Genomic DNA, 18982 nt, shown 5'->3' with positions numbered 1-18982 from the left:
TGCCCTCTTTTCCCACTTCGTCAATGATAATAATCAAATAGTCATTTGAATATAAAAATGACCTGATATCCATGTGCTCGAACACGGAGCACTTGGACAACAGGTCTGATCTTTTTTCTATCCCCTTATTTCCTTTTCAATCCTTTGCCCAGCTGGTCACGATCAGGGGCCGAAGGAGGCTCTTCCAACCACTTGTTCTTAATCATGATTTCTGCCCCGTCATGGGCATATTGGCCAATTTCTGCTGAAAGTCTTTCATAATTCAATGTGAGGTCACTTCTCTGGCTGGCAGCGGCTGCCGTAGCATAATTTCCGAAACCGGCTGAATTCAGAAGGCTCACTTGGAACATCATCAATTTATCCGAGAAGACGGGCGTCGTACTATCTGTAATCGCATGATTAGCAGAAATCGGCGCCTGAATATCATCTTTCAATAATGTCTTTGAAAGAACATCGATATGTTTCTTTGAAATTTCTTTCCCACGTTTCATGTATTTGCTCACTTCTTGGGATTGCGATGACTGCATAAAGCTTGAAGTGAGCATGATTCCAATTTGATTTGTCTCGATATTCAAGCTCAAATGAGTGATTTCAATAGCATTGAGAATCCGGTGATTTTTTAGTGGATTGATTCCTTTCAAGTACCCGGTATCATTAACAAAAGAAAATTGCTTCGGATAGGGAATATAAGGTCTCTTTAAAAACAACCCTTTTTCCAAGGCCGTTTCGGATGCCGACCGATACAAGTTCTGTACCTGGTTCAAGGCATGCCCGTAAAAATCCTGTACGTCTCTCCTTGAAGCCACAGATAAATTACCTGTGTGTACGATCATCCCGACTCGTCCCATGTGTAACATGTACGTAAGTTTAAACGTATCCGTGTAAAGATCAGGGGCTTGAAGTTCCACATCCTTCTCCGAAAACCCATAAGGTATCGGGATATTTTCCTTTTTGAATATCGATTCGATTTTATGAACGTGCTGCTCTGAAATTTTGACCGCTTTTTTTATAAGAGGTTTGACATCCTCATCCCGTACTTTTTCATACATGTATTTAACGAACTGGAGACTCATGCTGTCATAAAGATACGAAGTCCATAGGCTTCCTAGTTCAGCTGCCGTTAAATCAACCTTTTTATTGCTCATAATTAAACCCCTTTTTCTTTCTCCTGAATCTTCAAATTTCTACCCTTAATTTGAGCGTCGAGCTAAGAATTCATACATCTTGGGAGGAGGACGGCCTGCACGGGGCTCCTTCTCTTTGGCAATAAAAAAAGCCCCCCCTCAACCAAAGTTGAGAGAAGACTCCTTCTTACCTGAACAAATCCAACAACCGATCCCAGAAGCTCTTTTCCTCTTCCTTCTTTGGAGCTTCTTCTTGTTCTTCGTCCTTTTTGATGCTTTCGGTTTTAATGACGAACTGCACCGATCCGACTTTTTTATTCTTCTCGGAAACAAATGATGTTGGTTCGAAATCGGATTTATCGTATTCTTCAACCATTTGTTCAATCTCTGAATCCATCTGACCAGGCAAATCACTGGTACTGGAAGCTAATTCAGATGTGCCTTCGTGGAGTTCTGTGGCTCCATTTTCAAGTTCAGAAGTTCCGTTCGTCAAACCTCCAATGCCGCTGTGAATGTCTGCATAGGATCCTGCCAACTGGTCAACCCCACCCGTGTACTCCTTGAGTCCAGAATGGAATTCACCATATTTCGATAATAGAGACTGTAACCCTTCCTGCAACTGTTCCACTGACTCACCGATATCTAAATTTTCCATACTGGTACCGATTTGGTCTGCCACCGTATTCAAGTTGGTACTCATTTCATTCAAGGATCCGGCACTCTGTTCTAAAGCAGGTCCGACCGCTTGATAGGCTTCTTTCACATTCGCGAACGTACCTTTGGCCGTTTGAGCTGCCTGATATGTTTCAATCAGCTTGTTGACGACTTCCGGGTTCGCCCCGCTTTCACGCAAAGCCTGGATTTCCCGTTCAGAGATCTGATACTCAGGAATCGCTTCAATGGACTGCGTCAGTGCCTGATGGGCCTGCCCATACTGTTCCTTCAAATTCGTCAATCCTTTTTCGACCTCATTCAAACCTGTAGAAAGCTGACGCAACCCATCTTCCATTTTGGTAATATCGCTCACGTTCACGTCACCAGATCCAGAAGCGACCGCCTCGTTCATCTGTTGCAAAGCGTTATGAATAGAAGCTGATCCTTCAACAAGCTCTGAAGAACCATTGCTCAATCCCTGGATGCCGCTTTTAAACTGTTCTGAACCGTTATAAAGGTTAGCAACGCCATCATTCAGTTCAGCGATTCCATTTTTGAGTTCACCAACACCATTGTTAATTTCAGCCGTCGCATTTGACAACGAGCCCATGTCGTTCCTCATTCCACCGATATCCGGGGCATCTATGGACATGGAGGATGGAATCGCTGCAAATTCAATGCTTTCCATCTCCAAGTCGGTGACGTCCGCGGTCATAGTGAAGCTGCCTTCTTTTTCAGGCATGACAGTGAAAGTCACTTGCCGGTCTTTACCAGCATTTGCGATTGTCCCTTCAGGAGCTTGAATGTTTTCATAAATCATGGAATCCAGCTTCATCGTAATTTGCATCAAGTAATTATTGAAAAAGCTCTCGTCCGCCTTTTCATTTTTCGTTGTATCCACGCTCACTTTGAGTTTGCCATCTTTTCCGACCAGCTCTTCAGGTTTCATGGATTCTCCATCTAATACATAAGAAATGTTGATATTCCAAGGCAGTGGCTTGCCTTCCAGATTGCCTTGATAGTAATACTCTTCTTCTTTTGCAGTCATTTCGACTCTTTCTTCCTGATGCTCAATTTCTGTGACATCTGTCAGATTTTGAACACTGGTATAGGGTCCGTAATCGACGATTTTTCCTGTCTCTTCGATTGTAAAATTGTTGACGACGTACATTTCTTCTTGATCGCCGGAAGCATCAAGCGTGGTGTACACCACTTCATGCTTTTTCGAGTAGGAGCCTCCCGTTTCCGGCTCTGTTTTTCCATTGTCCTCTGCCGAAACAGGAACGGTCGGCAAGACGAGAAGAAATGCTGTGAACATCGCTGTCGCACGTTTGAATCTCATCCTCACTTCTCCTCCTTATAAAAGTTAGCTTTCCAAGTCGTTCTTTTTATCACACGGTCAAAGATGACGAGCAGGGCCGGAAGCACAAACACGACCATAAGGAAGGCAAGCAGGGCTCCACGTCCTAACAGCAGTCCGATAGAAGATACAATCGGATTTGAGGATGTGATCCATAAAATGAATCCGACACTCGACAAAATGGCCGCTGATACAAAAATGGCAAAAATCTTATCATCAATCGTCTTCTTGATTGCCTTCAAGGCAGGCATTTCTTTTCTTAAATGATTATAGTTTTCCGTAAACAAAATGGCGTAGTCCACCGTCGCCGCGAGCTGGATCGTACTGATTAAGAGATAACCCACGTAGACAAGCGAGGTATCCATAAAGTACGGGAACGACAAGTTGATCCATACGGAAGCCTGAATGGTCACAAGCAGGACGACAGGGATGGAAATTGAACGGAACGTGAGCAGCAGGACGAGGGCCACCGTCACCACTGTCAAAATATTGACGAGCCGGTTATCCTCCTGGACAATATTTTTCATATCATACAAGGTAACACTTTCACCGAGCATATGTGTTTCATCATAATAGCTGTTGGTGGTCTCCTTGATTTTCTCTATAAGAGAAAAAGCTTCCTCCCCCTCTGCATCCGTTTCGGTGTAAAGAGTGATTCGTGCATAGTTCTCTGAATAAAACGATTCCGTGATCGACTCTTCCAGATAAGCGGGCGGGATCGCCGGGCTGACCATGTTGACGTAGGAGATGACACTTGAAACAAGCGGGAGGTTTTCCAGCTCACGTACAAGCTCCTCTTCCTTGGCTCTGTCACCTTCAGGTACGAGCAGGACCATCGGCATGTTCTTTCCGAACTCCTCCTGAATCGCTCTCGCATCTTGCCCTGCCCTTGTGTTTTCAGGGTGCTCACCCGTTCCATATATGAAAGAAGTTTCACTTTGCGCCAAAAAGGCAGGAACGATAATCAAGAGGACGAAAATCAAACTTGGAATACGGAATTTCATGACACGTTTTCCGATCCCTTTAAAATCCGGAACGAATGGACGGTGCTGCGTGCGGTCAATCCAGTGATAGAACATCAGCGTCAACGCTGGAAGGAAAATCATCACACTGAGGAAGCTCAGCAGGATTCCCTTCAGCAGGTTGAGACCTAAGTCTGCCCCAATACCGAAGTCCATGAACGTGAGAGCCGTAAACCCGAAGAAGGTCGTCGATGCACTGGCAATGATCGCCGGGAACGACCTTTTCATCGCAAGTTGCATGGCTTCCTTAGGGTCGGACACTTCTTTTCGATAATCCGAAAAACTATGCAATAGGAAGATCGCATAGTCGAGCGACACCGCGAGTTGTAAAATCGGTGCGACCGATTGGGTGACAAATGATACCTCTCCGATGAAGATATTCGTCCCCAAGTTAATCAGGACAGAAACACCGATTGCCGTTAAAAAGAAGACTGGTTCCATCCACGATGTCGTGGACAAAATCAATATGAGGATAATGATCGGAACAAGTAGTGCTGCCGCATACATCGACTCGCTACCCGCCATCTTCTGCGAAACCGCTGTGTTGACCGCTTCACCTGCGACTGCATTTTCTTCACCGATCAAATCATAAATGGCATCGGTCGCTTCCACTTCGTACCCTTCTTCAATTGTCACAGAAAAAAGAGCCGCCCGTTCCTGGTAATACGTTTCAACAGTATCTGAGTCTGCCATTTCCAGCGGAACTTTCAAATCGATGACATCATCGAGCCACATTACATTGGTGACACCTTCGATCGAATCGAGGTCTTCTTTATAACTTAATGCCTCGGTAACGGAGATGTCCCGAATCAGGACCCGGGTATTTTCCACCGGTTCATCAAACTCTTCCTCCATCAACTCCATCGCCTGCATGGACGGAGAATTTTCCGGCAGGTAATCGACCATATTGTAATTGACCGATACCCCGAACTGCGCTACCGTACTGAGAATGGTTAAAATCATAAAAATGATGACAATGCTTTTCTTACGTTTAATGATTCTTGATGCCCAGCCAATAAGGCCTCACCTCTCTTGCAAATGACATTCATACATTGTATCATTTTATTAACACCGTGTTGGATATTCAACAAACAGTTTCCTAACTACCGTCAGTTTCCCAACATAACTTTATTTTGTGTTGGATTGTCACAGAAATGTAACAAAAAGGGGCCAGAACGATGAACGAAAAACTCGACCGCCGAAAAAAATATACAAGAAAAGTATTAAAGGAAAGTTTGATCAGCTTGCTTGCGGATAAGCCCATCTCCGATATTACTGTAAAAGAATTGTGTGGGCTTGCTGATATTAACCGCTCGACCTTCTACACCCATTATTCCGACCATTACGACCTGCTCAGTAAGATCGAAGAAGAAATCACCGACGATATGAACCGCTACCTGCACAGCTATAACTACGAACATGAAGAAGAATCCATTCAGATGACTGAAAAGATTTTGGAATATGTCATTGAAAACAAACTCATGTTCCAGACGTTGCTCAATAAAGAAGCGGCTCCGACTTTTGAAAAACGAATGATGGACCTGACACGGGGATTCATGAGGAACAATTGGATGGACGAGCATGTGGCGAACAAACAGGAATCCGAGTATTTGAGCTCATTTGTAATCAGTGGAGCCATTCATGTCATCAAAGATTGGATTGAAAGAGATATGGATCAGTCGCCGAGAGAGATGGCGGTCATGATCAACCACTTCATTAATTATGGTTTTTCTTATTTAGATTGACGCAGAGCCATACGTTACTTCAGGACTTCATGGAATAGAATGTTCAAAAAAATAGACGCACAGAAGGACCTATTCCCATTGAAGTCCCTCCTTTTCTAGCTATATACTTATTATTCATTTAGCAGACAATTAGAATAAAGGTTGACTTTTATTGGCTGCACCTATATATTTTGCATTAAGGAAACTTTTTAAACGAACTTCAATTTTTGTCAACTTTCTTTAGTTGCACCCATATAGTAAAAGGACTATTTTTTTACCCAAAAAGTTGCACTAAGGAAAATTAAATGAACAGAACAAATTTTTATGAATATACGACAAAACTATGCCGATATCTAAACCTTATAAGTAAGGAATGAGGATATTCATGTCAAAGGAGGAGAAAAGATGGCGAATGCTGCCCTATCCATTAAAGACCTGCACGTTTCGTACTATGGGAATGAAGCGGTGAAAGAAGTCAGCTTAACGGTCAACCCCGGGAACCTTGTGGGAATCATCGGTCCTAACGGTGCCGGTAAATCCACGTTTTTAAAAGCCATGTTGAACTTGATTCCACGCGATAAAGGGGAAATCAAACTTCTTGGAAAAACGGTGAAAGAAGTGCGGAAGAAGATCGCGTATGTCCCTCAGCGCAATGATATCGACTGGGATTTTCCAATCACTGTTCTTGATGCTGTTCTGATCGGCACCTACCCCAACTTGAAATTATTCAGACGACCGAAAAAGAAAGACAAAGAATGGGCCATGGAATGCCTGGACCGGGTCGGTATGGGAGATTTCAGCAATAGGCAAATCGGCGAATTATCCGGTGGTCAACAGCAACGCGTCTTTTTAGCCAGAGCACTTGCACAAAAAGCTGAGATGTTCTTTCTTGATGAACCGTTCGTCGGGGTGGATGTATCGAGTGAAGAAACGATCGTACGGATTTTGAAAGAATTGTGTTGGCAGGGAAAGACAGTCATTGTCGTCCATCACGACTTGAGCAAAGCCAACGATTACTTCAACCAACTGATTCTTCTTAACAAAGAATTAATCGGTTTCGGATCCGTTCAGGAAGTCTTCCAAACAGAAATCATACAAAAAGCCTACCAAGGACAGTTTGCTTTCATGAAAGAGATAGGAGTGTAAGTCATGGCTTTTATTGAAGCAGTTATGCAATATGGATTTTTACAAAAAGCGTTATTAACATCGGTTATGGTCGGAATCATTTGTGGAGTGATCGGTTGTTTCATCATTCTCCGCGGAATGGCCCTCATGGGAGATGCCATCTCTCATGCGGTCTTGCCCGGAGTCGCCATTTCTTACATGTTCGGAATCAACTTTTTCTTTGGGGCTGTTTTCAGTGGTGTCATTACAGCGATTGCCATCGGATTCGTCACGCAGAACAGCCGGATCAAACACGATACATCGATCGGCATCATGTTCACGGCGGCCTTCGCAGCAGGAATTATCATCATCACCATGTTGAAGAGCAGCACGGACCTCTATCATATTCTGTTTGGAAATGTCCTCGCAGTAAGAGCCTCCGATATGTGGATTACGCTCGGGATCGGTGTTGTCATCCTAGCAGCCGTGTACCTTTTTTATAAAGAGCTACTGGTCACCTCCTTCGATGAAACGATGGGAGCTGCTTACGGATTGCCCGTCCGACTGATTCATTATTTCCTGATGACCCTGCTTACGATGGGGACTGTCGCTTCTTTACAAACCGTAGGAATTGTTCTCGTTGTTGCGATGTTGATCACCCCGGCAGCGGCTGCCTACCTTTTGACGGACCGTTTATGGGTTATGATTTTCCTTGCTTCTGGTATCGGTGTCCTTTCGTCTGTCATCGGTCTCTACTTCAGCTTCACCTATAACCTGGCTTCAGGAGCGACAATCGTTATGGCAGCAACAGCGATTTTTGTCCTTGTCTTCCTGTTCTCGCCTAAACACGGATGGTTATGGAAGATGTTGAAAGTCAGAAAGAAAAAAGCATCCCTTGTTTAAATAGAAAGCTTTCATATAAAAGAGGAGGAATTTTTCATGATGAAGAAAAAGTTTTTATTGTTAGCAGCCACTCTTTTCACCCTGCTCATGCTAGCCGCTTGTGGTGGAGAAGAAGCGAACGGAAACAGTAGTCAAGATGAAGGGAAAGTCCAGGTCGTAACGACGTACTCGATCGTGTATGACATTGTAAAAAACGTCGGCGGTGATCTGGTCGACATTCACAGCTTAGCCCCTATTGGTTCTAATCCGCACGAGTATGACCCGCTACCGGAAGACGTGAAAAAGACCACGGATGCGGATGCTGTGTTTTACAATGGCTTAAACCTTGAAGCTGGTAACGCCTGGTTCAATAAGTTGATGGAAACGGCCGGAAAAGACGGTGAAGAGGCGCCTGTATTCCTTATGAGTAATGGTGTTGAAGCGATGTACTTGACGTCAGAAGGTAACGAAGGCGAAGAAGACCCTCACGCATGGCTGGATATACGGAATGGAATTAAATATGCCGAAAACGCGAGAGATGGCCTCATCAAAGTCGACCCTGAAAACAAAGAAGTTTATGAGGAGAATGCCGAGGAATACATTGCTGAGCTGCAAGCGTTGCACGACAAAGCCGTAAAGCAATTCAATGAAATCCCAGAAGAAGAACGTGTACTCGTAACAAGTGAAGGAGCATTCAAATACTTCAGTGATGCCTATGGGTTCCAAGCGGAATACATTTGGGAGATCAACCAGGAAAATCAAGGGACACCAGACCAAATCACAAGAATTGTAGATATCATCAATGAAAAACAAATCACAGGGTTATTCTTAGAGACGAGTATCGATGCGCGCAGCATGGAAGCCGTCTCGGAAGAAACCGATGTTCCAATCATGGGCGATGTTTTCACTGATTCTTTAGCTGAACCTGGTGAAGAAGGCGATACGTACATTTCTATGATGGAGTCCAACATCAATACAATTAAAGAAGGATTGAGCAAGTAACTCAAAAGCTGCCAACATCGCATCATGTTGGCAGCCTTTTATATTTTCACTTGGGGACTTCTCATGTTTAGATGGTTTAAAATCGGTATCTTCTGCGGATTCAAATCATACTTTTTCTCACCAATGAAAAGAGCCTCCACATGCGGAAACATGCAGAGACTACCCTGCTATTGCTGCTTTCTTGCTTCTCTTTCCTCCGAAACTTGAACGACGGGTTCGTCCCACGGATGATTCGGATAGATTCCTTCCTCAATCACCCTTGTTAATAAGGATTCATCCCTTGGAATAGAAAATTCGATCCGAAGCGAAGTGAGGGTCGTTTTCTCTCCGGCCGCCCCCTCTGTTGGAACGGCTTCTTCCCCCGGGACAAACTGCTCCATCCCATCCTTCGTCTGCCACATGACGTTTTTGTAATTTCCTACTCTCAAGTCGTCAATGCTCAGTACTCCCTGTACCACTGCATCCACATATTCTGGAACAACAAAGGTTTTAACACGATATATATCGACTAATTTCATCTGACACACCTTCCTGAATAATGATTTATGTATAGTATCTTCCATGATGAAGAACTTACCCTGTACTAAGATGATCTCGAATGGAAATGCAACTTTTCCTATTCTTAACCGTATGTAGAAGTATAACTTAAAAAGGAGATCATTAAATGACGACTTTACGCAGGATGTCCGAAGACGAATTTGGGGAATACAACGATTTTTCGATCGCTGCCTATGCAAAGGAAAAGGTAGCGGCGGGAAATTGGACAGAAGAAGAAGCGCTTGAAAAAGCCAAAACCACCCAAGCAGAACTGCTCCCTGAGGGAAGACATACAAAGGATCATTATCTTTATACCATCCTTAATGAAAAGGGTGAAAATGTAGGGGCTATCTGGATTTGTAAACAATCCTCTGAAAAAGCCTTCATCTATGACATTCGAGTTTCAGATGATCATCAAGGTCAAGGGCATGGAAAGAAAGCGATGATCCTGGCAGAAGAGGAGGCCAGAATCATCGGGGTGCAGAAAATCGGTCTTCACGTCTTTGGCCATAACACGGTCGCACGAAAATTGTACGAGAGCCTATCATACAAAACGACAAACGTAGTGATGGAAAAAAACGTCCCATCCAAAAATGAAGAATATACAAAAAAGAACCCCTAATCAAGGGTTCTTTTATTGCTATTTTGCATTTTCATCGGGTTGGTGAAGGCCGAATATATTGCCTTCTGGATCCAAATAATACCCCTGCCAAGCCATTCCCGGCAGTGCGTATTTAGGCAATGCGACTTTCCCCCCGCCTTCTAGGACTTTAGCTTCAACCGCATCGTAATCTTCCACTCCCATGGTACAGGCATAGGCATTCACAGCCTGGTTCAATTCTGGCGGTGCACTTTGGCGTTGCATTAATGCTCCGTTGATCCCAAGCTCGTCGTCTCCACCTGTCACCACTCCGAAATAAGGCATCCCGGCGTACTCACTCCAGTCTTCGAATTTCCAATCAAAGACCTCTCCGTAAAACTTCTTTGCTCGTTCCATGTCATCGACATGAACTTCAAAATGAACGACTCTCCCCATCATTTCCACCTGCTTTTTCATAGATTTTGATCAATAATAATGACTCTATGCTTACATATTCGCCTAACAATCACCTACTCCTTCTTATTTTTCTAGCGTTCTTAAACTAACTGGCAGGATTGTTGTAGACTCAGTTTCGAGACTTTTATTGAGTGGGTGGGGATACGGGGAATAGCTCGCTTTCCGCGGGAGCGCCATTCCCCTCCGCCCCTTTGCCATGTGAGTGTCTCGAAACCGATTCTGGAATCAGCTCATTTTCAACTAACGGAGACAGGTAGTTTTAAGAACACGGGTCAAGTATTTGAATTCACAATGCTTGATATGGAGAGCTTCCTGCGTACACCACAAGGACAGTGGGAGACTGTACTACTGTACGAAGGGGTTCGTTTCTCTGCTATATCGAATGGGGTGGTTGGGAAGCTGCGAGACTCCCGTGGGAATGGATTGGCTGGCAAGACCCCACAGAGCGAAGCTCGAGGAGGCTTGCCGTCATCCCCACAGGAAAGCGAGTAGCTTCCCAGCCACCCCTGACGCCCAACACGGCAACGAACCCCGAAAACACCTCGAAACTGAGAATTGAAAAATGGGGAGCTTATATGTAAGAGGAATCGTGGTGCTTAACATAAAAAAGCATGCAGAGAAACGGAAGGTCTCTCTGCATGCTAATGATCTATTCCTTACCTTTTGAAGAATCCTTTTCTTCAATCATTTCAATCTCATCAAGGTAACGCAGCAGGTCTCCGTACACGACGGAATCAGATAAGGCAAGCTCTTCTTCTGCCTGCTTGAAGCTAGGTGCACAAGCCTCTCCTTCTACGGGTTCCCCTGATTCTCTGTCATAACAATTTCCATTCACACCGACATACTTTTCATTGGCGAAGTTTCCATCTCGTGTGATCATCATTTCGCGACGATCTTCACTGAAGAGGTCCTGTCCGAATTGAACAGGGTTTTCATCTTCGACGCCGAGAAGGTTCATAAGCGTCGGGCGTAAATCGATTTGTCCACCAACGGTGTCGTTTTCCTGCGGTTCAATGCCTTCTCCTAGAATAAGGAGCGGCACACGCTGCAATTGGAACTGTTCATATTCATTGATGTCTTTATCAAGATACTCTCCCATCGCTTGCTTATGGTTTTCGGAAATACCGAAGTGGTCCCCATAAATGACGAGAATCGTATCATCATAAAGCTCGGACTTTTTGAATTCCTCGACGAACTGTTTCAGCGCTTCATCCTGATAACGGATCGTTTGGAAATAGCGATTCAATGTTTCACTGGACGTATTTCCTTCCTCAATGAATTTCTTATCTTCAGGCAATGTGAACGGATGGTGGTTCGTCAACGTGATCATTTTGTTGTAGAACGGCTGCTCCATCTGTTCCATTTTATCCAAGGAATCACTGAAGAAATACTCATCCAGGTAGCCCCAACCATAGGACTTTTCTTCAGTCACATTGTAATCTTTTTTAGAGTAGTACTCATCATAACCAAGAGAATCATACATGACGTTACGGTTCCAGAATGTTTCATCATTGGCGTGCATCGTTGAGGAGAAGTATCCTTTTTCACCCAGTACTTCAGGAGTCGCTTGATATTCGTTTCCTGAATGGGTAAAGAAGGCCGCTCCACGGTTCAGTCCATACAATGAATTATCAAGTAAGAACTCAGAGTCGGATGTACGCCCTTGTTTGACCTGGTGGTAGAAGTTGCTGAAGTAAGCTCCTTCCTCTTTCAGATCGTTGAAATACGGAGTCAATTCTTTTCCGTTTACCGAATTATCAACAACAAAGGTCTGTGTACTTTCAAGGGACAAGGCAATCACATTTTTCCCTTCCGCGACTCCCGTCATCTCAGAGTTCGGTTCAGTTTTGTGTTCATTGATATAGTTCAAGACCGGTGACAATTCGTTACTGTCCGCAAAGGTCTTCTTCGCTTCTGTCTGACCTTGCAGGACGATATCATAGGCGTGGAAGTTCAGAACTCCGATGTACTTCACGAGCATGTTACGGTCAAAAGCACGTTCCAGTAGTTCTGTACGCTCGGTTGTCGCCCAGCCTAAGTTCACGAGGAACAGAGGAATCGCAAGGACAGCCAAAATCAAGCCTTCTTTACGCTTAGGCATGAAACTTTGGAAGCGTTCCGGCTTCAAATAGAATAGTAGGAACGCAGCAATCAATACATCGACGAATAAGAAAATGTCTGTCACTGATAGAATTTTAGTGATACTTCCACCCATACCAGCCAAGTTCGCGGCTTGCCCTAACATCGGGATTGTCAGGAAGTCACTGTACTCTCTATAGAACAGAACGTTTACGTATAATAAAAGGGATCCTAATATATACGTGGCAAGCATCCCTCTTCGACCTGCCAGCATAATCCCCACTCCGAATAAGAGGAAAATACTGCTCAATGGGTTAAAAGCCAAAATAGCCGCTTCATTGGCGTTTTCAATATCAAGGGTGAAAATACCGCCTTGAATGAAGTACATCTTCGCCCAGAAGATCGCCATCACTGCAGCATAAATCATACTTTTCTTCTTAAACGCAGGGTCTTTCATTTTCATTTTCATTTTTAATTTTAGTTTTGAAAACATGATCAAACCTCCGTTGATTTAACCTTTATCTAATTTCCATCAGTCTTTCCATCATTAAGTCTCGTATACTATCACTTTTTGAAATCATTGTAAATGACGACGAAACTTATCATAACACATGTTTGATAGAAATTACCTATTATCATAAAACTGTTAAACTTATTTAAAGAGATGACATACCCGTCACATAAAAGTTATATAACATACAAAAAATCCCACCAACAAAGATAAAAGGTCGGTAGGATTTCCTAATAAGTTCTTATAAACTCTGCTTTTATGCGTCCTTCTTCAATAGTTCAAACCACTTTTCATCGCTTGGATCTGCATTCTCTACATCCAAACTCTCAGATGACTGATCTTTTTTCGGCATGGATGCTCGTACACTTTTTTGAATGCCATTGGCAATAGCAATCAAAGATAATACGAACAAGACGAGGAAAAGCAGCGGCACCCCAATCAGCCACGCCATGTTCGTCATGATCGCGTCGTAGTACATGCCAATAATCGAAGCCCAGTCAAAAGTAATCGGCGATGGAGGTTCAGCCCCAAGTCCATAAAATACGCGTGTCCCTCCGAAGAACATCTCAAACACCCCCAAATGAGTGAGAATTAAAACAGCCTGGATGGACTGCATTAAGAGCAGACGAATCCAACTTTCCTTCAACTGAGGTGTCAAATGTTTTTTGAAAAGGTGCCACCCACGGCCTCCAAGCACACGACTTGAGGTGACATATTCCTTTTTCAGGATTTCACTCGTTTCGTTGGCCATCAAGATTGCTGCAGGTGGAACGAGCAACAAGGCTAAAACAATGACCTCTATCGTAATTCGAAAAGCTAAGGTCGTAGGAAACCCATCATAAGGTTCCATCATCATCGGCTTAAGAAATTTATAGGCAATCAATGAAGCTGGAATGAAATACATGACAGAAATCACTTGTTCAAACCCTTGGAAGAATTTCGCTTTTTGCACGAACCCTAAAGGAATCCCAATGACAAACGCTAGACCAAAGCTGAGAAAGGCAACCGCCAGCGTCCCGAGCATCGTATACTTAGCCCCCATTAGAATGTAAAAAAACAAATGGTTCCCTGCCATATCCGTACCTAAAAATGAATGCTCAAACGGGGCAAAAGGTGGTGCTCCTTCCAATTGACCATTCTCATCATAGGTGAAAGGAGTCTTCGGGATGATCGAATCGAAGAAAATGGCATGTACGAAGCTCCCGATGAGCATCACCATAATAAACACAAACCCTAACAAAAACATCGGCTGTTTCCAAATGCGCTTCATTTAGAGAGATACCTCCTGCTGTGTCGTTAAGTAGAGCACCCATTCTATGACTTTCAGACCTACATAGATAGGGAGAAAGAACAAAATCGCTGTCACAAAAAACACAGGAGGCTGAGTGTAATTCAATAAGAAGACAGTCATACCAAAGTTATTGAATAAATATTCGACAATCAGCAAGTTACTGATCATCAAACTGATAATGAATTTACTTTGATAGGCAAGACGGACCAACATATTCCTAAGCATATGTACGCAAATGACCCGTAGTTTATGGAGACCTTTGCTTGTCGCTAAATCCACATAAGGTTCCCCTTCTTCTTCCTTCATCATAGCAAGGATGGTTTTCAAAAAGTAGATGAAAGGCAAGATGGATAGGACCAGCCCCGGTACCAATAAGGCTTCTTCTGTGCCTGTTCCTGTAAACTTGGCAAATTTCACACCTGTTTGAATGTAAACCCAAACCAGGACCATTTGTGAAACAAGCACATAAACGACATCAGGAATTGTTTGGAAAACCGAGGCGACCGACATGATTCCCTTGTACCATTTCCCCGAAGCAAACTTTAACAAAATGCTGAGCAACAACGCCGAAGCCAAGGAAACAATTAGTGCGATCCCCATGACAGACAGAGAGCTCCAAAAAGGCTTGAAGATGATAGGAAACAAATCGCGCTCTACCCCTGACGTCGGGTTGGTGTAAATCAAGGAACCCGGTCGCAGAATTTTCTCTACGACCTCTCTGATTGCTGATAAACCTGGCCACTGCAGTCCAGTAACGGAGGTAAACATCGGGGAGATGCTCACGAGGAAGATACCGACCAACAAATAAAAAGGTCGGAGTACCTCACGGAATATGTAGGATAAAGACATCAGACTCTCCTCCTGAAAATATGAACTTAACGGTATGTGTTTAGGTATAAAGACTCCTCAATGGATTTACATCATATCCTACCATTCCATTTTTAAATTGTAAAAAAATTCTAACTTATATTACGAGTTTTCTTCCTATCCCTTCATTAGACATAAAAAAATACCGCCTCACCAGACGGTATTTTCTCATCACTTAACTAAAGAAACGTTTAACTTTTTCTAGTGTTTTTTCAAGGTCTGAAGATGATTCATGGAAAGCTACATGACCATCCGGGCGGATCAGCAGGGTGTGCCCTTTCTCCATACCGAGCTTATTGCCCAGATGCCGGTGCACGTCGTAAATGATCGGAAGCTCATCTCCATCCGTTCTCACCGTCCCACCTTTAGCCACGAGAAAAACCTTGATGAGGCCTGCATACGTTTCGTCAACCTTTTGGGAGAAAGAATACGCTTCATCAATGAATGATTCGTCCTGTGCGTCTATATAAATGAAGCAGACGTATCCATACGTCCGGATTAAAGGATACACACTTTTATCGTTGGAACCATCAAAGAATAAAAGGTGATCCGGGACCCGTTCGCCTGGTCGTATCGCTTCCTTAGAAAGAGAAGAATCTTGCAATGACTTATTTTTGGACGTCTCTTCATACTCGTTATAGATATTGGACAAGTGGTTCGCAATCTTCTTTTGAACCCAGTCCTGCGTCAATGCCGCTTTTCCCGTCCAGTTCCGTATTTTCCCCTGCATGCCTTGGAGTTCAATGATTTTAAGCATGCGAGAGGTATCTTTCAATACATCCAGTCCAATCGGCGCCCGTTCGTGATGGTAGCTATCGAGGAAAGAATCATCAGCATAGCCGTTAAGCACCACCTCCAGCTTCCAGACAATATTCGCTGCATCCTGTAAACCAAGATTCATCCCCTGCCCCCCAATCGGATTATGGATATGCGCCGCATCCCCAACGAAGAACACCTTCCCTTTCCTGTAGTTGGGCACCTGCCGATGAGCGGTCCCAAAGTAAGAGAGCCATTTGGGGTTCTCTACTTGGTAAGGCTCGGATAAAACTGTATTCATGCTTTCTTGCAAATCCTCCAAAGACAATTCATCTTTGTGAGGCAACCCTTGTTTGGTTCGGTTCATTCCAACCACGCGGTAACTGCCGTCTTTATATGGAAAGAAAGCGACCGCTCCCCGCTCATTCAGATGCATGTTAATGTAAATTTCATTCAGGTCAGGAACGTCAACGTCACCAAGGAAAAACGTATACCCTTCGTCCTCTCCTTCAAAAGGCACATTCAAATCCTGGCGAACCTTACTATGAGCACCATCACAAGCGAGAAGGTATTTGGCGACATATCTCTTAAGCTCGCCGTGATGTTTCACAGTGACATATACCCCCTCATCGGTTTCCATCACTTCCACAACTTCGTGTTCCCTGTTGATCCTCCCCCCTAATGAGGAAAGGTGTTCTTCTAATATACTTTCGGTCTCACTCTGAGGAATAATAAGTAGATACGGATATTGACTATCGATATGATAGAGTTCAACCACAGAAGGGTTTTCCCCTCCGAGATGCAGCTTCGAACCAGGCCCAGGATAGCCTTTTTTCAAAAATTCCTGATGGACGCCTAAGAGTTCGAACATTTCAAGCGTCCTCGCCTGGATGCCAAGAGCTTTCGAGAGTTCTGACGGGCTAGAGCGCTGCTCCAGGCAGATAAAATCCATTTCCCGTTTCTGCAATTCATTGGCAGCCATCAACCCAGCCGGTCCTGCTCCGATAATCAGTACGTCTGTTTCAATAACAGATGTCACCCCATACACCCCTTTCGAGATATAAATAACCAATGGATTTACTCTTAAAAATAGAACCTAAGTTACCTTACCCTTCTCCCTTTTACTCAACCATAGATAGACACATTACTAAAGCTGGCCTATGCGCTGGAATCGCTCCTAAGCATCCTTTTTACACACCTGGGACTTTATATTTCCAGAACATAAGAAAGGCAGCCTGAATGATAAGCAGGCTGCCATTTCTATCTGATCACACATTTTTTATAGAGACTTGATCGCTTCTTTCACCATTTTCGAACCACCAACGACCTGAAACTCTTTTCCGATGGTTGCCTCATTCTCCAAGGTAGCCAGGATGACGTGAGCCACATCTTCTCGCGGAATTTCACCTCTTTCCACCGTTTCAGCAGCCTCGACTTGTCCACTTCCTTCATCATTGGTAAGCATACCAGGATGGATGATTGTATAATCCAAATCCGTTCTTCTCAGCCAATCATCCGCGTAGTGTTTCGCTACGACATACGGAGCGAATGACGAAGGAGCACCCTGGATCGCTTCACGTGTCGTATCAAACGAACTGATCATGACGTAGCGGTCCACGCCTTTTAGTTTCGCAGCTTCTATCGTTTTTACTGCAGCATCCAAATCGATCAGAACGGTCTTATCAGGTCCCGTATTCGGCCCGGACCCAGCCGTGAATACAACGGCATCCACACCATGATAAGCTTCGGCTATTGTGTTTGTATCATCTTCAAGGTCGACCAAGACCGTTTCTGCCCCGAGTTTCTTGAAATAGGACGCTTGTTCTTCTTTGCGGATCATCGCTTTGGCTTCCATCCCATCGGTTTCCTGGATAAACTTGACGAGATGTTTCCCCACTTGGCCATTTGCCCCTACAACGAGTACCTTCATTTTCTTCATCCTTTCTATGCCTTTTCGATTGAATCATATTTCTACATTAAAAGTTCCCCCATTCGAAAGAAAGAAAACCGCCTTACGCTTACAAGGACTATGCAAGACCTATTTTTCAGAAGCACAACTAAGAGACTATTTTACCCAGAGAAAGGTTACAGGTGGCTAGAACGGGTATGAAACTACTAATGCAAAATTAAAGGAGGATACTCATCATGGATAGAAGAATCATAGGCGGTGTTTTTTCAAAAGTCGGACAGGCAGAACAAGCGATTACGGATTTACAGCACCACGGATATGGATCGAACGACATCTCTGTTTTTGCAAGAGACAAAAGCAAAGTGAACGTGCTGGAAGAAGAAATGGATACATCGGTCACATCTAATCACAGCAGCCGAGGCAAGAAAGCTGGAAAAGGAGCAGGACTAGGGGCTTTATCTGGAGGGGCGCTAGGAGGTATTGGTGGATTAATTGCAGGCTTAGGACTTCTCGCCATTCCTGGAATAGGACAAATCGCTGCCGCTGGGCCCATCGCTGCCGCTCTTACAGGAGCAGGTGTCGGAGCTGGTGGCGGCGGAATCGTCGGGGCGCTCGTTGGAGCAGGCATGTCTGAGAAAGATGCTCATCAGTATGAGAATCATCTGAAAGACGGAAAAATCATTGTCATCGTTGAAGCGACAGAAAAATTACAAGACAAAGTTTACCGGACATTCCTTTCCAATAAGACCGAAAACTCATCCATGTACCCGAACCATTATCAGAACCATGATCACGCTACTGGTCATGATTCAGTTTCGAGAGACCATGAACACTCTGATCGGCATGATGCGGTTTCGAGAGAACATGAACACTCCGATCGGCATGATGCGGTTTCGAGAAAACATGAACACTCCGATCGGCATGATGCGGTTTCGAGAGAACATGACCATCAAAACAAGACAGATGTAGTGAAAGAAAGATCGTATGCCGGCCGTTCCTCTGAGGATTCTACAACGAACTCAAACGAAACGCGTTCACGAAAGGCCGAGAGACATCGTTCCACGAAGCACACCTGATTCACAGCTCAACCCTTGGTCAAAGAG

General features: G+C 44.2%; 16 protein-coding genes. 6 read left to right on the top strand and 10 right to left on the bottom strand.

The genetic code is table 11. From position 1 onward, the window contains the following. Positions 1 to 125: 125 nt before the first annotated feature. The 3 genes from GLV98_RS13225 to GLV98_RS13215 form a co-directional block, all read right to left on the bottom strand. The gene (locus GLV98_RS13225; protein WP_160915971.1) at positions 126 to 1145 is read right to left on the bottom strand and encodes a DUF3231 family protein; all 1020 of its coding nucleotides are present in this window, start codon (positions 1143 to 1145) and stop codon (positions 126 to 128) included. A gap of 166 nt (positions 1146 to 1311) precedes the next feature. Continuing rightward, positions 1312 to 3120 carry a YhgE/Pip domain-containing protein gene (locus GLV98_RS13220; RefSeq protein WP_160915969.1) on the bottom strand — a complete coding sequence of 603 codons (1809 nt, stop codon included), beginning with the start codon at positions 3118 to 3120 and terminating at the stop codon, positions 1312 to 1314. A 2-nt stretch (positions 3121 to 3122) separates the two neighbouring features. After that, the gene (locus GLV98_RS13215; RefSeq protein ID WP_160915967.1) at positions 3123 to 5123 is read right to left on the bottom strand and encodes an efflux RND transporter permease subunit; all 2001 of its coding nucleotides are present in this window, start codon (positions 5121 to 5123) and stop codon (positions 3123 to 3125) included. A 215-nt stretch (positions 5124 to 5338) separates the two neighbouring features. Here GLV98_RS13215 and GLV98_RS13210 point away from each other — a divergent pair, with 215 nt between their 5' ends. The 4 genes from GLV98_RS13210 to GLV98_RS13195 all read left to right on the top strand — a co-directional run bounded on the left by GLV98_RS13210 (position 5339) and on the right by GLV98_RS13195 (position 8872). Then, positions 5339 to 5905, top strand: a complete 567-nt coding sequence (locus GLV98_RS13210) for a TetR/AcrR family transcriptional regulator (RefSeq protein ID WP_160915965.1) — start codon at positions 5339 to 5341, stop codon at positions 5903 to 5905. 384 nt (positions 5906 to 6289) lie between these two features. After that, positions 6290 to 7030, top strand: a complete 741-nt coding sequence (locus GLV98_RS13205; RefSeq protein ID WP_160915963.1) for a metal ABC transporter ATP-binding protein — start codon at positions 6290 to 6292, stop codon at positions 7028 to 7030. 3 nt (positions 7031 to 7033) lie between these two features. Next, a complete protein-coding gene (locus GLV98_RS13200; protein WP_160915961.1) occupies positions 7034 to 7891 on the top strand; it encodes a metal ABC transporter permease in 858 nt (285 codons plus the stop codon). A 39-nt stretch (positions 7892 to 7930) separates the two neighbouring features. After that, positions 7931 to 8872 carry a metal ABC transporter solute-binding protein, Zn/Mn family gene (locus GLV98_RS13195; protein WP_202410061.1) on the top strand — a complete coding sequence of 314 codons (942 nt, stop codon included), beginning with the start codon at positions 7931 to 7933 and terminating at the stop codon, positions 8870 to 8872. Positions 8873 to 9039: 167 nt separating this feature from the next. On the opposite strand, the gene GLV98_RS13190 is transcribed toward GLV98_RS13195, so the two are convergent. Beyond that, positions 9040 to 9390, bottom strand: a complete 351-nt coding sequence (locus GLV98_RS13190; RefSeq protein ID WP_160915957.1) for a hypothetical protein — start codon at positions 9388 to 9390, stop codon at positions 9040 to 9042. Positions 9391 to 9536: 146 nt separating this feature from the next. On the opposite strand from GLV98_RS13190, the gene GLV98_RS13185 reads away from it, so the two are divergent. Further along, positions 9537 to 10031 (top strand): GNAT family N-acetyltransferase, encoded by a 495-nt coding sequence (locus tag GLV98_RS13185; RefSeq protein WP_160915955.1) that lies wholly within the window; start codon positions 9537 to 9539, stop codon positions 10029 to 10031. Between the two features lie 18 nt (positions 10032 to 10049). Here GLV98_RS13185 and GLV98_RS13180 read toward each other — a convergent pair whose 3' ends face one another. The 6 genes from GLV98_RS13180 to GLV98_RS13155 form a co-directional block, all read right to left on the bottom strand. After that, a complete protein-coding gene (locus GLV98_RS13180; protein ID WP_160915953.1) occupies positions 10050 to 10445 on the bottom strand; it encodes a VOC family protein in 396 nt (131 codons plus the stop codon). 670 nt (positions 10446 to 11115) lie between these two features. Then, positions 11116 to 13038 (bottom strand): LTA synthase family protein, encoded by a 1923-nt coding sequence (locus tag GLV98_RS13175; RefSeq protein WP_160915951.1) that lies wholly within the window; start codon positions 13036 to 13038, stop codon positions 11116 to 11118. 274 nt (positions 13039 to 13312) lie between these two features. Next, a complete protein-coding gene (locus GLV98_RS13170; RefSeq protein WP_160915949.1) occupies positions 13313 to 14326 on the bottom strand; it encodes an ABC transporter permease subunit in 1014 nt (337 codons plus the stop codon). Continuing rightward, positions 14327 to 15196: an ABC transporter permease subunit gene (locus tag GLV98_RS13165; RefSeq protein ID WP_160915947.1), complete on the bottom strand. Its 870-nt coding sequence runs from the start codon at positions 15194 to 15196 to the stop codon at positions 14327 to 14329. Between the two features lie 193 nt (positions 15197 to 15389). After that, positions 15390 to 17009, bottom strand: a complete 1620-nt coding sequence (locus GLV98_RS13160; RefSeq protein WP_160915945.1) for an FAD-dependent monooxygenase — start codon at positions 17007 to 17009, stop codon at positions 15390 to 15392. Between the two features lie 240 nt (positions 17010 to 17249). Next, positions 17250 to 17900, bottom strand: a complete 651-nt coding sequence (locus GLV98_RS13155) for an SDR family oxidoreductase (RefSeq protein WP_160915942.1) — start codon at positions 17898 to 17900, stop codon at positions 17250 to 17252. A gap of 215 nt (positions 17901 to 18115) precedes the next feature. Here GLV98_RS13155 and GLV98_RS13150 point away from each other — a divergent pair, with 215 nt between their 5' ends. Next, complete coding sequence (locus tag GLV98_RS13150; RefSeq protein ID WP_160915941.1) at positions 18116 to 18955, top strand: general stress protein; 840 nt, start codon at positions 18116 to 18118, stop codon at positions 18953 to 18955. The last annotated feature ends 27 nt before the right edge of the window (positions 18956 to 18982 follow it).

Source organism: Halobacillus litoralis, from assembly GCF_009856415.1.
Classification (GTDB): domain Bacteria; phylum Bacillota; class Bacilli; order Bacillales; family Halobacillaceae; genus Halobacillus; species Halobacillus litoralis_C.
This window is presented reverse-complemented; position numbering and strand designations above follow the sequence as displayed.